Below are 13,414 nucleotides of genomic sequence, written 5' to 3'. Positions count from 1 at the left end.
GGTCCACACAAGAAAAGGCCCGGCCTGTTTTCGCAGGTCGGGCCTTATCTTCGCTGTCTCAAGGCGGCGCGCTCGGGAGGATTCGAACCCCCAACCTTCTGATCCGTAGTCAGATGCTCTATCCATTGAGCTACGAGCGCTGGTTCGGTTGTCCGGCCTCGGGATGTGTGCCGCCCCCGCTGGCCGAGTAAGACTCTACCACGCAGAATGGAGCGCTTTCACCGTCTTATCCGGGCGGGGTGAGGGAGCCGACAGGGGCCGACAGGGCGGCGACGCGGCGACGCGGGCCCCCGCGCGGCCCCCTCGGTGGGCCGCTGTGACGGCCAATGGCCGCCCTGCCGGGCGGTATTCCTGTCAGGCCTCCTCGACGAGGACTTCGAGGGTGCGCGGGCCGTGTACGCCCTCCACCCGGTCCAGTTCGATGTCGCTGGTGGCCGACGGCCCGCTGATCCAGGTCAGCGGGCGCTGCGGATCGAGGCGGGAGATGGCCTCCGGGACGCCGTTGACGACCTGGTCGGCGCGTACGACGCACAGGTGGTAGTCGGGGACGAGTGAGATTGCGCGCCGGCCCTGCGCGGCACCGGCGTCCAGGACGATGGTCCCGGTTTCGGCGATGGCCACGGCGCAACCGGTGATGACGCCGTCGACCGAGTCGAGTTGGGGGATGCTCAACCCGTCGTCGCGCACGAGCGTCACCGGGGCTGATGCCGTCCACTCGGCGGGCAGGTCCGGCGGGACGGCGATCCGTTCGAGTGAGCGGCGCTTCAGGGCCGTGGCGATCGCGTCCGGCAGGTCGCCGGCCGAGACCTGGTGCACGACCGCCTTGTAGTCCTCAAGCCGGTCGGTCAGGAGCGGGATCGTGTCGTCGCTGTGCGAGGGGGCGTAACCGCGTGGCACGTCCACGTCTTCAGGCCGCTCCTCGCGCGGCACGTCGGCCAGCGCCGCACGGATCTTGCCCAGGACCTTCTCGCGCGAGCCGGTCATGGCCGCTCACCTCCCTTACCGTCGTCTCGCCGCTGTCTCTCCTTCTCCCGCGCCCGCCACCACTGGCGGAACGACTCCTTGGGGATGTCGGGCAGGTCGCGGGTATCGGTCCAGGCCGAGGCCGGGCCGGGCATCCGTTTGGGCGCCAGGGCGCGCGTCGCCGACAGCACCCGTTGGGCCAGGCCGAGCCGCCGGTCGCCGCCGAACATCCACCCGGTGGCGCTCATCGCGGCCTTCTCCGTTCGGTGTCCGGGCCCGGAGGCGACCTTCTCGCGCAGGTGCACCAGCACCTCCGGGATGTCGATGGCCACGGGGCACACCTCGTAGCAGGCCCCGCACAACGAGGACGCGTACGGCAGCGAGGCGTCCACCTCACCGGAGGTCCCGTGCAGTTGCGGGTTGAGGATGGCGCCGATAGGGCCGGGGTAGACCGAACCGTAGGCGTGGCCGCCGGTGCGCTCGTACACCGGGCAGATGTTCAGGCAGGCCGAGCAGCGGATACAGCGCAGCGCCTGGCGGCCCACCTTGTCGGCGAGGACGTCGCTGCGCCCGTTGTCCAGCAGGACGAGGTGGAACTCCTGTGGACCGTCACCCGGGGTGGGGCCGGTCCAGGTGGAGGTGTAGGGGTTCATCCGCTCGCCGGTGGAGGAGCGGGGCAGCAGTTGCAGGAACACCTCGAGATCCGACCAGGTGGGGACGATCTTCTCGATGCCGACCACGGAGATCAGCGTCTCGGGCAGGGTGAGGCACATCCGCCCGTTGCCCTCGGACTCCAGGACCACCAGGGTCCCGGTCTCGGCCACCGCGAAGTTCGCCCCGGAGATCGCCACCTTGGCGTCCAGGAACTTCTGGCGCAGGTGCACCCGTGCGGCCTCGGCCAGCGCGTCCGGCTGGTCGCTCAGGTTCTCGGGGGCGGGCACGCCCCACTCGCCCATCTTCCGCAGGAAGATCTCGCGGATCTCGGCCCGGTTGCGGTGGATGGCCGGGACCAGGATGTGGGACGGCAGGTCGTCGCCGAGCTGGACGATCAGCTCGGCGAGATCGGTCTCGTAGGCGCTGATCCCGGCCCGCTCCAGGGCGTTGTTCAGCTCGATCTCCTGGGTGGCCATCGACTTGACCTTGACCACCTCGCGCTCGCCCGTGTCCTGGATCAGGCCGGTGACGATGGCGTTGGCCTCCTCGGCGTCGGCGGCCCAGTGCACGGTTCCCCCGGCCGCGGTGACCGCCTCCTCCAGCCGTTCCAGGTACACGTCGAGGTGGCGCAGCGTGCGGTCCTTGATCGCCTTTCCGGCGGCGCGCATCTGCGCCCAGTCATCGAGCTCGCCTACGGCGCCGTCCCGCTTGTCGCGGATGGTGTGCGTGGCCTTGCGCAGGTTGTGCCGCAGTTGGGAGTCGCGGAGGGCGTCCGTGGCGGCGGCGGGGAAGGCGGGCATCCCGATAAAGGTTCTGCTCATATGCGTGCGGGCTCCTTCTCAGTGCTGGCCAGGATCTCGGCCAGGTGCATCGCGCGTACCCCGGAGTGCTGGCGGTTCAGTGTGCCGCCGATGTGCATCAGGCAGGAGTTGTCCACCGCGCACAGCACCTCCGCTCCGGTCTGGGCCACCTGTCGTGCCTTGTCCCATCCCATGGCGGACGACACGTCGGCGTTCTTCATCGCGAAGGTGCCGCCGAAGCCGCAGCACTCGGCCGCCCCGCCCAGCTCCAGCAGTTCCAGGCCCCGGACCGCCCGCAGCAGCCGGTAGGGGCGGTCCCCGAGGCCGAGCAGGCGCAGCCCGTGGCAGGTGGGGTGGTAGGTGACGGTGTGCGGGAAGTAGGCCCCGACATCGACCACCTCGAGTACGTCCACCAGTAGTTCCGAGAGGTCGTACACCCGCGGTACCAGCTCCGCGGTCTCGCGTTCCGGCAGGCTGCCCTCGGTGCCCAGCCGGGGGTAGTTGTCGCGCACCATCGCCGCGCACGACCCGGAGGGCACCAGTACCGCGTCGGCCTCCTCGAAGGTCTCGACGAACCGGGCCGCGAGGCGCTGGGCCTCCCGGCGGTAGCCGGTGTTGTAGTGCATCTGCCCGCAGCACGTCTGCGCGCGGGGGAAGACCACCTCGTGCCCCAGCCGCTCCAGCAGCCGCACCACCGCCCGCCCCGTGTCCGGGAACAGGGTGTCGTTGAGACAGGTGACGAACAGCGCGATGCGCATGCCCGGTCTCCCTTCCAGCCGGCGAGTTCGAGTGCGGTCCGGGAGAGTGATCCATCCTCGGGCCGCCTCGGTCCGGTAAACAGTTAACCGAAATCTGAGAACTGATCTCCGTTGACAAGTTCTAGCGTGGCACAGATCATACACACCCAGAGATAAATGACGAAGCGAAAGGTCGCGAGCATGCGACTCATTGGTCCGCAGCACTCCGAGCTATGGGCGGAGGTCTTCGCCGAGCTACGCAAGCTCATCGTGCTCGGCGAGCTGGTTCCCGGCCAGCGTCTGGTCGAGGCCGATCTCGCCCAGCGGTTGGGAGTGAGCCGTGGCCCCGTCCGGACGGCTCTGTCAGAGCTCGCGCGGGTGGGGCTCGTGGAACTGAGCTCCCGGCGCAGCGCCCGGGTCGTATCCCTCACGACCAAGGACGTAGCGGAGATCTACACGGTGCGTAGCGTGCTCGAACGGCTTTCGCTTCAGACCGCTGATCACGAGGACGTGCGCGCGATGCTTCCCGAGCTCAGCGAGGACCTCGACGCCCTTGAGATGGCTCTGGACGAGGGTGACCGTTCCTCGGCCACCGAAGCCGACCTGGCTTTCCATCGCAACATCGCCTCGATAGCGGGCAACGGTCGGCTGCTGGCCGCCTGGGACATGCAGGCCGACCAGGTCCGGCTGGTGATCGGCTGGGTGCAGCGGCACGATCCGACGGTCGCCGCGAAATCGGGCGAGCACCGGGCCGTGCTGGAAGCGCTGCAGAACGGCGACTGCGATCGTGCGTGCGCCGCGCTGGAAAAACACCTCGCCGCGTCCGAGGCGGTCATGCGTGCCGGAGCCGCCAGGTTGTGGTCGCAAAGCGGTCGATCCCCGACAGAAGAAGGACACCCGTGACGCGCTAGTGGTGGCGTGTCGCGCGCCCGGAGAGGAACACCATGCTGACCGACAATCTGGCGGTCCTGAGCCTATTGGCGCTGCTGCCGATCATCACGATCGGTGTGCTGCTGGTAGGCCTGCGATGGCCCGCGAAGTACGCAATGCCCGTGGGGTACGTCGTCGTCGTGCTCATCGCCGCCTTCGTCTGGCAGGTGGGGTGGCTGGAGATCGCGGCGTCGACCATCGAGGGCTTCATCATCGCCCTCGGTCTGCTCTACATCGTCTTCGGTGCACTACTGCTGCTGTCGACGCTGAACGCCAGCGGGGCGATCCGGTCGATCCGCGCGGCGTTCACGCGCATCAGCCCCGACCGCCGGGTGCAGGCGGTGATCATCGCCTGGCTGTTCGGCAGCTTCATCGAGGGCGCCTCGGGCTTCGGGACCCCGGCCGCCGTGGCCGCGCCGCTGCTGCTCGCCCTGGGCTTCCCCGCGATGGCCGCGGTGATGGTCGGTCTGATCATCCAGAGCACACCGGTGAGCTTCGGCGCGGTCGGGACCCCCATCCTGGTCGGGGTGCACGACGGCCTCGCGGGTGCGCCGAACGTCCAGCAGAGCCTGGATGCCGCGGGAACGGACCTGACCGCCTACGTCACCGGCGATGTCACGATCGCCGTCGCGGGCATGCACGCCACAGTGGGGACCCTGATCCCGCTGTTCATGGTCTGCATGCTCACCTTCTTCTTCGGGGAGCGGCGCAGCGTCGCCGACGGCCTGAAGGTCGCGCCGTTCGCGCTGTTCGCGGCGTTCGCCATGACGATCCCCTACGTGCTCGTCGCCTGGCTGCTGGGGCCGGAGTTCCCGGCGCTGCTCGGCGGTCTCATCGGGCTCATGGTCGTGGTGTTCGCTGCGCAGCGCGGGTTCCTCGTGCCCTCCCAGCCGTGGGACTTCGCCCCCCGCAAGAGCTGGGCGCCCGAGTGGATGGGCCGGCTGGTCCCGGACACCCGCGAGGTCACCAGCGAGGACATGGGGATCGTCCGGGCCTGGACCCCCTACGTGCTCGTCGCGGTACTGCTGCTCCTGACGCGCCTGCTGTTCGCCGAGCCGCTGCAGGCCGTGACGCTGGAGTGGGCCAACATCTTCGGCACGGACGCCGGCGCGGACTTCGCTCCGGTGTGGTCGCCCGGCTTCGTGTTCCTCGTGGCGGTCGTGCTGACCTACCTGATCCACCGCATGTCCCCGCGCCAGATCAGCCAGTCCCTCATGACGGCCGGCACGCAGATCGGGATCGCCGCCGTCGCGCTGCTCTGCGCCGTGCCGATGGTCCGGGTCTTCATCAACTCCGGTGCCAATTTCAACACCTCCGACCTGGAGAGCATGCCGCTGTCGCTGGCCGCGGGAGCGTCGGCGCTGGCAGGGGAGTCCTGGCCGGTGTTCGCCCCGTGGATCGGCGCCCTGGGGGCGTTCGCGGCCGGGAGCAACACCGTGAGCAACCTGATGTTCTCGCTGTTCCAGTTCTCCACGGCCGAGCAGATCGGCGCGCCGACCAACATCGTCGTGGGCGCGCAGGCGGTCGGCGGCGCGGCGGGCAATATGATCACCGTGCACAACGTCGTCGCGGCGTGCGCGACGGTCGGCCTGGTTGACCGCGAAGGCGCGCTCATCCGCAAGACCATCATCCCGATGGTCTACTACTGCCTGACCGCCGGCATGCTCGCTACGTGCTCAGCTTCGGGCTCGGCTTCAACGTCGGCTCGATCGGGCTGGCGACCGTGCTGGTGATCCTGCTGCTGCTCGCCGTCTACTTCTGGCGGCGCCGTGACGAGGTCCCGCAGTCGGTGACCTACACGGAGCGGTAGCCAGGGCGGCCGCTGAATGGCCCCGGCCGCCGCCTCCCCCCTTCCTCCCCGGGCGGCGGCGCGGAGCGCCGGGGGACACGCCGAACAGGGCGTGTCCCCCGGCGTCGTCAGTTGGTGGCCTCGGCGACGGCGTCCGACCAGAGTTCCAGGGCGGCGTCGATCTGCTCCGCTGTCACGATCAGCGGCGGGATCATCCGCACGATGTTGCCGTGCGGGCCGCAGGTGAGCAGGAGCAGCCCCATGTCCGCGGCGGCCTTGTGCGCGCGGGTGGCGGTGTCGACGTCGGGGGAGCCGTCGCGGGCGGTGAACTCGTTGCCGAGCATCAGGCCCAGCCCGCGCACGTCGCCGATCACCTCATGGGAGTCGGCGATCTGGCGCAGTCCCTTCTGCAGCCGTTCGCCCATCTGGGCCGCGTTCTCCACGAGGCCCTCCTCCTGGATGACGTCCAGGGTGGCCAGGGCGGCCGCGCAGGCGACGGCGTTGCCGCCGTAGGTGCCTCCCTGGGAGCCCGGCCACGCCTTCTCCATCAGCTCGTGCGGCGCGGCGATCGCCGACAGCGGGAATCCGCTGGCCAGGCCTTTGGCGGTGATCACGATGTCGGGCCGGATCCCGGCGTGGTCGTGGCCCCAGAACCTCCCGGTGCGGCCGAACCCGGTCTGCACCTCGTCCGCGACGAGCAGGATGCCGTGCTTGTCGGCGTGCTCGCGGAGTCCTTCGAGGAAGGCCGGCGGCGCGGGAACGTAGCCGCCCTCGCCGAGCACCGGTTCGATGAAGATCGCCGCGGTGTCCTTGGGGGAGCTGACGGTGGCCAGCAGGTAGTCCAGCTCCTGGAGGGCGTACCGGGTGGCCTCGGCCTCGGTCATGCCCAGCCGGTAGGCGTAGGGGAAGGGGGAGACCGCGACGCCGGGCATCAGCGGTCCGATGCCGGCGCGGATCTTCACCCCGGAGGTGGTCAGCGAGGCCGCCGCCATGGTCCGTCCATGGAACGACCCCTGGAACACGATGGCGTTCTGCCGTCCCGTGGCCTGGCGCGCGAGGCGCAGCGACGCCTCCACGGCCTCGCTTCCGGAGTTGACGTAGAAGAGCCGGTCGATCCCTTCGGGCAGCACCGATCCCAGTCGCTCGGTGAGTCGGAGCAGCGGCCGGTGCATCACGGTCGTGTACTGGCCGTGGACCAGCGTCCCGACCTGGCGCTGCGCCGCCTCGACCACTTTGGGGTGGCAGTGGCCCGTACTGGTGACGCCGATCCCAGCGGTGAAGTCGAGATAGCGGCGGTCCTCCTCGTCGTAGATGTAGACGCCCTCACCCCGAGCGGCGAGAACCGGCGTCGCCTGCTTCAGGATCGGGGAGAGCCCGGCCGGCTGCTCAGCCATTCTCTGACCTCATTCCGTAGGATTGTTGACAATCGACGGCGCTATGGAATCATCCGCCATGTGGCGGTGTCCATTGCCAGCTCGCATCCTTCCCCTGCTTACCCCGGGGACACCGTTAGCGAACGCCGAGATGGGGAAGGCGTACCAATGGGGTTCCGCTGTTCGGGCGCGCACGCGCGCGGGTGACCGAGGCAGGAACACCAGACGACGCTCCAGCCCGGAAGGGACGTGGAAGATCATGGTCTTGGCAGGTCACGAGGAACGAGTCGTCGAACAGGTCGCCAAGCGGCTGTTCATCGGGGGAGAATGGCGCGACGCCGCCTCCGGCGGGACGTTCAAGGTCGAGGACCCCTCTACCGGATCGGTGCTGTGCGAGGTCGCCAACGCCGGGACCGACGACGCCTTCGCTGCTCTGGACGCCGCGGTACGGATCCAGCCCACCTGGGCCAAGCACGCGCCGCGCGAACGCGGGGAGATCCTGCGGCGCGCCTATGAACTGCTGATGCAGCGCCAGGAGGACCTCGCCCTCCTCATGACGCTGGAAATGGGCAAACCGCTGGCCGAGGCGAAGGGGGAGATCGCCTACGCCGCCGACTTCCTGCGCTGGTTCTCCGAGGAGGCCGTGCGCATCGAAGGGGGCTTCTCCATCTCGCCCAACGGCCAGGCCCGGTTCCTCATCATGCAGCAGCCGGTGGGGCCGTCCATGCTCATCACGCCGTGGAACTTCCCCATGGCCATGGGCACGCGCAAGATCGGCCCGGCCATCGCCGCCGGCTGCACGTCGATCCTCAAACCGGCCCAGCAGACGCCTCTGTCGGCGCTCGCGCTGGCCGACATCCTGCGCGAGGCGGGACTGCCCGAGGGTGTGCTGAGCGTGCTCCCCACGACCGACGCCGGTGGTGTCACCGAGCCGCTGCTGCGGGACGGCCGGATCCGCAAGGTGTCCTTCACCGGATCCACGACGGTCGGCCGCAAGCTGTTGGAGCAGAGCGCCGACCAGGTGCTGCGGACGTCCATGGAACTGGGCGGGAACGCTCCGTTCCTGGTGTTCGACGACGCCGACCTGGACGCGGCGGTCGACGGCGCGATGCAGGCCAAGATGCGCAACATCGGTGAGGCGTGCACCGCGGCGAACCGGATCTATGTCCAGGCGGGCATCGCGCCCCGGTTCGCCGAACGGCTCAGCGAGCGGATGGGCGCGCTCACGGTCGGACGCGGCACCGAGGAGGGCGTCCAGGTCGGCCCGCTGATCGACGGCAAGGCGCGGGAGAAGGTGCAGCACCTGGTGGACGACGCCGTGAACCGGGGTGCCCGGGTCATGGTCGGCGGCGGACCCGACGAAGGCGCCGGGTACTTCTACCGCCCCACGGTGCTCGCCGACGTCCCGCAGGAGAGCGAGCTCTCCAGCACCGAGATCTTCGGACCGGTGGCGCCGATCATCACGTTCGAGACCGAGGAGGAGGCCCTCGCCGACGCCAACGACACCGAGTACGGCCTGGTCAGTTACGTGTACACGCGTGACCTGAACCGCGCGTTCCGGGTCTCGGAGGGACTGGAGACCGGGATGGTCGGGCTGAACCAGGGCATCGTCTCCAACCCGGCCGCACCGTTCGGCGGCGTCAAGCACTCGGGGCTCGGCCGCGAGGGCGGCCAGGTCGGCATCGACGAGTTCCTGGAGACCAAGTACGTCGGTATCGGCGGGGTCTGAGCCGTGCGGCCGCCGTCCCCGGGTGGAATGCCGGCATTCCACCCGGGGACGGCCGGTGCCTCTGCGCGGTTACGAGAGGCCGCTGATCCGGCCTTCGTCGTCGAGGTCGATGTGGAACGCGGCGGGCGACCCGCTCAGGCCGGGCATCGTCTGCATCGTCCCGCAGATCAGATACACGAATCCGGCGCCCGCTGACGCCCGGACCTCCCGGACCGGCAGCGTCCAGCCGGTCGGCGCCCCCCGGAGTTGCGGGTCCGCGGAGATCGACAGGTGGGTTTTGGCGATGCACACGGGAAGGGTGCCCAGGCCGTTGCGTTCGCAGGAGTCGATCTGCTGGGCGGCGAGCTTGCTGTACTCGACCCCGTCGGCTCCGTATACGTTGCGGGCCACCGACTCGACCTTCTCCCGCAGGGGCGCGTGGTCCGGGTAGAGCAGGGTGAAGTCGCTGGACTCCTCTGCCGCCTCGGCCACGGTCGCCGCCAACTCCTCCGCTCCCCGGCCGCCGTCGGGGACGTTCGTGCACACCGCGCTGCGGGCCCCCGCCTCGGTGGCGATCCGTCGCACCTCCTCAAGCTCCGAGGGGTGATCGGTGGGGAACGCGTTGACCGCGACCACCGGCGAGACCCCGTGCAGCCGGCAGTTCTCGATCTGCTTGCGCAGGTTGGCCGCGCCGGCCCGGACATCGTCGGGGTTCTCGGCGAGGATCTCCTCGGGGAGCGGGCGGCCCGCCACCACCTTGTGCCTGCCGGAGTGCGTCTTCAGCGCGCGCACGGTCGCCACGACGACGGCGGCGTCGGGCGCGTTGCCGGAGATCCGGCACTTGATGTTGAAGAAGCGCTCCGCACCCATGTCGGCGCCGAACCCGGCCTCGGTGACCAGGAAGTCCCCTGACCGCAGACCGATGAGGTCGGCGACCACGGAGGAGTTGCCGGTGGCGATGTTGCCGAACGGACCGGTGTGCACCAGTACCGGTGTGTGCTCCAGGGTCTGCAGCAGGTTCGGTTTGATCGCGTCGCGGAGCAGCGCCGCCATCGCACCGGCCGCGCCCAACTGCTCCGCGGTCACCGGCTTCCCGGAACGGGTGTTGCCGACGATGATCCGGCCGAGCCTGCTGCGCAGGTCGCGCAGTGATGTGCTCAGCGACAGCAGAGCCATCACCTCCGACGCCGCGGTGATGTCGAAGCCGGTCTGCCTCGGCGTTCCGTCGGTGCGTCCCCCCAGGCCGGTGATGATGTTGCGCAGTGAGCGGTCGTTGACGTCCAGCACCCGGCGCCACGTGATGCTGTGCGGGTCGATTTCGAGGGTGTTGCCCTGGTAGAGGTGGTTGTCCAGCATCGCGGCCAGCAGGTTGTGCGCGGCACCGACCGCGTGGATGTCCCCGGTGAGATGCAGGTTGAGTGTCTCCATGGGGACGACCTGGCTGTAGCCGCCCCCGGCCGCTCCGCCTTTGATGCCGAAGACCGGTCCCATGGAGGGTTGGCGGATCGCCACGGTGGTCTGCTTGCCGATGCGGTTGAGCCCGTCGCCGAGCCCCACCGTGGTCGTGGTCTTGCCCTCGCCGAGCGGGGTCGGGGTCACGGCGGTCACGACCACGTAGCGCGCCCGCGGCCGCTCGGCGAGTTCGTCGGCGGCCTCCAGCCGCACCTTCACCACGCTCTCGCCGTACTGCTCCAGGAGATCCGATCTGATGCCCATCCTCTCAGCAATGCTGGTGAGAGGCTTCAGTGCCGCCTCACGGGCGATCTCCAAGTCACTGGGAATTTGCATGCCACCACCCCTGGCGTGTCGCGTTCGGGGAACCCTCTGCGTGGAACGTGCCTATGGCTGTGGGAGGACCGTCAACGAGTGTGGCGGAGGAACTCCCACCTTCCATTGTCAGGGTGTGTTGGGTATTACGCAAAGGGTTGGGCATTACGCAATACTGTGGCGTGTCTTTCCGCTGTTCGGCCCCTCCCTGCGGGAGGCGGCCGGCCGGTGCCGTCCGGATCGTTGATCCGGGCGACCGTTTCGAGCATGTGCGACTCGATGAGGTGCAGCAGGAGTTTCTCGTCGCCGTCGGCGATGGCGTCGACCAGCTTCTGGTGCTCCTCCACGAGCTCGGTGGGCTCGGGATAGACCTCCTGCATGACCGTCAGGCACATGCGGGTCTCCACGAGCAGGGTCTGGGTCATGCGCTCCAGCCGGGAATTGCCCGAGCAGCTCACAAGGGCCTGGTGGAACGCCTGGTCGGCATCGCTCATCGCCACACGGTCGCGGGAGTCCGCCGCCCGCACCAGGTCCTGGAGCACGGCTGTCAGCCGGGCCAGTGCCTCTCCGCGGTTGCCGCGCATGATCAGTTCACATGCGGCGCGTTCGATGGCGAGCCGGGAGACGTAGATGTCGCGGACGTCCTCCGCTGTGAGTTCGCGGACGAACAGGCCTCGGTGCCGCTCGCTGCGCAGCAGGCCCTCCTGCACCAGCCGCTGCATGGCCTCCCGCAGGGGGCCGCGGCTCACTCCCAGTTGCCCGGCGAGGTCGGTTTCTCCCAGTTGGTCGCCCGGAGTCAGGGCGCCGTACATGATCGCGGACCGGAGCTGGTCGGCGATGACGGCGGCGGTGGATTTGCGGGGTACGGGTTCGAGCTGGCCTGGGATACTCATCGCATCCGCGCACCTCTCTGTCGAACGGACAGGGCGGCCAGGAGTGGGTTCTACTCCTGACCGCCCCATTTTCCCTTACTACTGTCAGTCATCGGCGGCGGTCGGCACCTCCGCGTCCGCGCGGAACAGGGAACCCAGGCCATCGCGGGGCGCGTCCGCCCTGGCCAGCCGGAGTCCTTCCCACACGCTCACCTGGTTGGCGGTCAGTACCGGTTTACCCAGTCGCCGCTCCAGATCATCCAGGATCCGCACGGTGTGCAGCGCGGTGTCGGGAACCAGAACCGCCTCGGCGTCCTCGTGGTCGTTGAGGGCCACGAAGTCCAGTACCTCGGCCGGGGCGAGCGTCCCCACCTCGGCCGCGGTGATGATGTCGCGGCTGGCGGTCGCCACCACCTCGATTCCGCCGTCGCGCAGGAACTCCACGAACCGCAGTGTCACGTCGTCCGGGTAGCTGGCGGCGATCGCCACGCGGCGCAGGCCCAGGTGCCGGACGGCGTTGACGAACGCGAACGACGTACTGGACGCCGGCACACCGGCGACGCCGTGCACCCCGTCGACCTGCTTCTTCGCGCCGTCCCAGCCGAACACGAAGCTGCCGCTGGTGCATGCCCACACGACTGATTCCACGCCGAGGCCGCGCAACTCGCGGGCGCCGTCAGCGAGGACGTCCGCGCCGCCGACGTCCAGCAGCGCGTCGACACGGTGCGCGTCCTCACGCATCAGGGTGTGCGCGACGTGCAGGGTGACGTCGGGGCCGAGCCGCTCCGAGAACACGGGGTAATCGTCTTCGGCACTGTATCCCGGGTACAGGAAGCCCGTGGTGGTCATTGGGCTTGGTCTCCCTTCGCGAATGTGCGGCCCGGTCTCATGCGGCTGTCAGGCCGGTGGTGTCGACGAGATGCTGCCCGTGGGCCACCGCCTGCCGTCCGATGGCGTGGAGCGCGGCCCACATGGTCACCTGGTTGGCGGCGATGACCGGCTTGCCGAGCATGCGCTCCAAGGGGGCGATGATGTCGTAGGTGAGCACGTTGGTGCAGCTGATGAAGATGGCTTCGGCCTCGGGGCGGTCGGCCTCGCGGACCGCCTGCACCACCTCGGAGTAGGCGACCTTCCAGATGTGGCTGAGTAGCCCCAGACCCACGCTCGAAACCGTCTCCACCTCGTGTTCGGCGAGGTAGCTGACCAGGCGCTCGGTGACGCTGTCGACGTAGGGGGTGACCACCGCGATCCGGCGCGCCTCTAGCGTGTCGAGCGCCCGGATGAGCGCACCGGAGGTGGTGACCGCGCTCGGCGCCCCCGCGTCGAGGATGCTCCGGCGCAGCCGATCCTCGCCCTCCAGCCCGTGCACGAAGCTGCCCGACGCGCATGCGTACCCGACCACCAGCGGTTCCGGCGCGAGCAGGTCGCGGGTCGCCCGCGCCACGTTCTCGGCGTCGCTGAGGGCCGAGGCCTGGTCCACGGTGACCGGGACCCGGACGAAGGGCAGCCTCGTGACGTACAGGGAGATGTCGTCGGGCGCCCAGCGCCACAGTTCGCGGTCGAGCGCGAAGTCGTAGGGCGCGACGATCCCCACGCCGGACTGCCACGGGGTCTCCTGCAGAGCCGAGATCTCGACGACGTTGTGCAGCGAATCCGCGGTGTCCTGTTCGGAATCCGTGGCGCGGTGGCCGTGCAGGGGCGTGGCCGCCCCCGTCTGGTCGAGGATGACCCGCTCTTCCTTTTCAGCACCGTGCGCCGCTTCACCGGCGAGCCGATCGGGCCGCATTGGTCATTCACCCCCTTCTCTTCTCGTCTTTTCCG

Annotated in this window: 10 protein-coding genes, 1 tRNA gene and 1 pseudogene; 3 read left to right on the top strand and 9 right to left on the bottom strand. The window is 69.3% G+C overall.

Annotation, left to right across the window (positions count from 1 at the left end; all coding sequences use genetic code 11):
- Nucleotides 1-67 precede the first annotated feature (67 nt).
- The 4 genes from VS93_RS04675 to VS93_RS04660 all read right to left on the bottom strand — a co-directional run bounded on the left by VS93_RS04675 (nucleotide 68) and on the right by VS93_RS04660 (nucleotide 3,175).
- Nucleotides 68-140, bottom strand: a tRNA-Arg gene (locus tag VS93_RS04675).
- 214 nt (nucleotides 141-354) lie between these two features.
- A complete protein-coding gene (locus VS93_RS04670) occupies nucleotides 355-984 on the bottom strand; it encodes a LutC/YkgG family protein (RefSeq protein ID WP_046468778.1) in 630 nt (209 codons plus the stop codon).
- The gene (locus VS93_RS04665; RefSeq protein WP_046468777.1) at nucleotides 981-2,438 is read right to left on the bottom strand and encodes a LutB/LldF family L-lactate oxidation iron-sulfur protein; all 1,458 of its coding nucleotides are present in this window, start codon (nucleotides 2,436-2,438) and stop codon (nucleotides 981-983) included. Before VS93_RS04665 ends, VS93_RS04670 begins: the two co-directional genes overlap by 4 nt.
- Complete coding sequence (locus tag VS93_RS04660; protein WP_046468776.1) at nucleotides 2,435-3,175, bottom strand: (Fe-S)-binding protein; 741 nt, start codon at nucleotides 3,173-3,175, stop codon at nucleotides 2,435-2,437. Before VS93_RS04660 ends, VS93_RS04665 begins: the two co-directional genes overlap by 4 nt.
- 180 nt (nucleotides 3,176-3,355) lie before the next feature.
- Between VS93_RS04660 and VS93_RS04655 the strand changes: the two genes are divergently transcribed.
- Complete coding sequence (locus tag VS93_RS04655; RefSeq protein WP_052745530.1) at nucleotides 3,356-4,057, top strand: GntR family transcriptional regulator; 702 nt, start codon at nucleotides 3,356-3,358, stop codon at nucleotides 4,055-4,057.
- Between the two features lie 41 nt (nucleotides 4,058-4,098).
- Nucleotides 4,099-5,894 (top strand): annotated as a pseudogene (locus VS93_RS04650) (L-lactate permease).
- Between the two features lie 107 nt (nucleotides 5,895-6,001).
- Here the strand turns inward: VS93_RS04650 and VS93_RS04645 are convergent.
- A complete protein-coding gene (locus VS93_RS04645) occupies nucleotides 6,002-7,267 on the bottom strand; it encodes an aspartate aminotransferase family protein (protein WP_046468775.1) in 1,266 nt (421 codons plus the stop codon).
- Between the two features lie 238 nt (nucleotides 7,268-7,505).
- Between VS93_RS04645 and VS93_RS04640 the strand changes: the two genes are divergently transcribed.
- Complete coding sequence (locus VS93_RS04640; RefSeq protein ID WP_394298791.1) at nucleotides 7,506-8,975, top strand: NAD-dependent succinate-semialdehyde dehydrogenase; 1,470 nt, start codon at nucleotides 7,506-7,508, stop codon at nucleotides 8,973-8,975.
- Between the two features lie 69 nt (nucleotides 8,976-9,044).
- Here the strand turns inward: VS93_RS04640 and VS93_RS04635 are convergent, their stop codons facing one another.
- The 4 genes from VS93_RS04635 to VS93_RS04620 all read right to left on the bottom strand — a co-directional run bounded on the left by VS93_RS04635 (nucleotide 9,045) and on the right by VS93_RS04620 (nucleotide 13,379).
- Nucleotides 9,045-10,742, bottom strand: a complete 1,698-nt coding sequence (locus tag VS93_RS04635) for a formate--tetrahydrofolate ligase (protein ID WP_046468774.1) — start codon at nucleotides 10,740-10,742, stop codon at nucleotides 9,045-9,047.
- Nucleotides 10,743-10,867: 125 nt separating this feature from the next.
- Nucleotides 10,868-11,614, bottom strand: coding sequence for a GntR family transcriptional regulator (locus tag VS93_RS04630; protein WP_082126623.1), 747 nt, complete (start codon nucleotides 11,612-11,614; stop codon nucleotides 10,868-10,870).
- Between the two features lie 84 nt (nucleotides 11,615-11,698).
- Nucleotides 11,699-12,442: a maleate cis-trans isomerase family protein gene (locus tag VS93_RS04625; protein ID WP_046468773.1), complete on the bottom strand. Its 744-nt coding sequence runs from the start codon at nucleotides 12,440-12,442 to the stop codon at nucleotides 11,699-11,701.
- Between the two features lie 37 nt (nucleotides 12,443-12,479).
- Complete coding sequence (locus tag VS93_RS04620; RefSeq protein WP_162231640.1) at nucleotides 12,480-13,379, bottom strand: maleate cis-trans isomerase family protein; 900 nt, start codon at nucleotides 13,377-13,379, stop codon at nucleotides 12,480-12,482.
- Between the last annotated feature and the right edge of the window lie 35 nt (nucleotides 13,380-13,414).

Source organism: Allosalinactinospora lopnorensis (assembly GCF_000981225.1).
In the GTDB taxonomy this organism is placed as follows: Bacteria; Actinomycetota; Actinomycetes; order Streptosporangiales; family Streptosporangiaceae; genus Allosalinactinospora; species Allosalinactinospora lopnorensis.
This window is presented reverse-complemented; position numbering and strand designations above follow the sequence as displayed.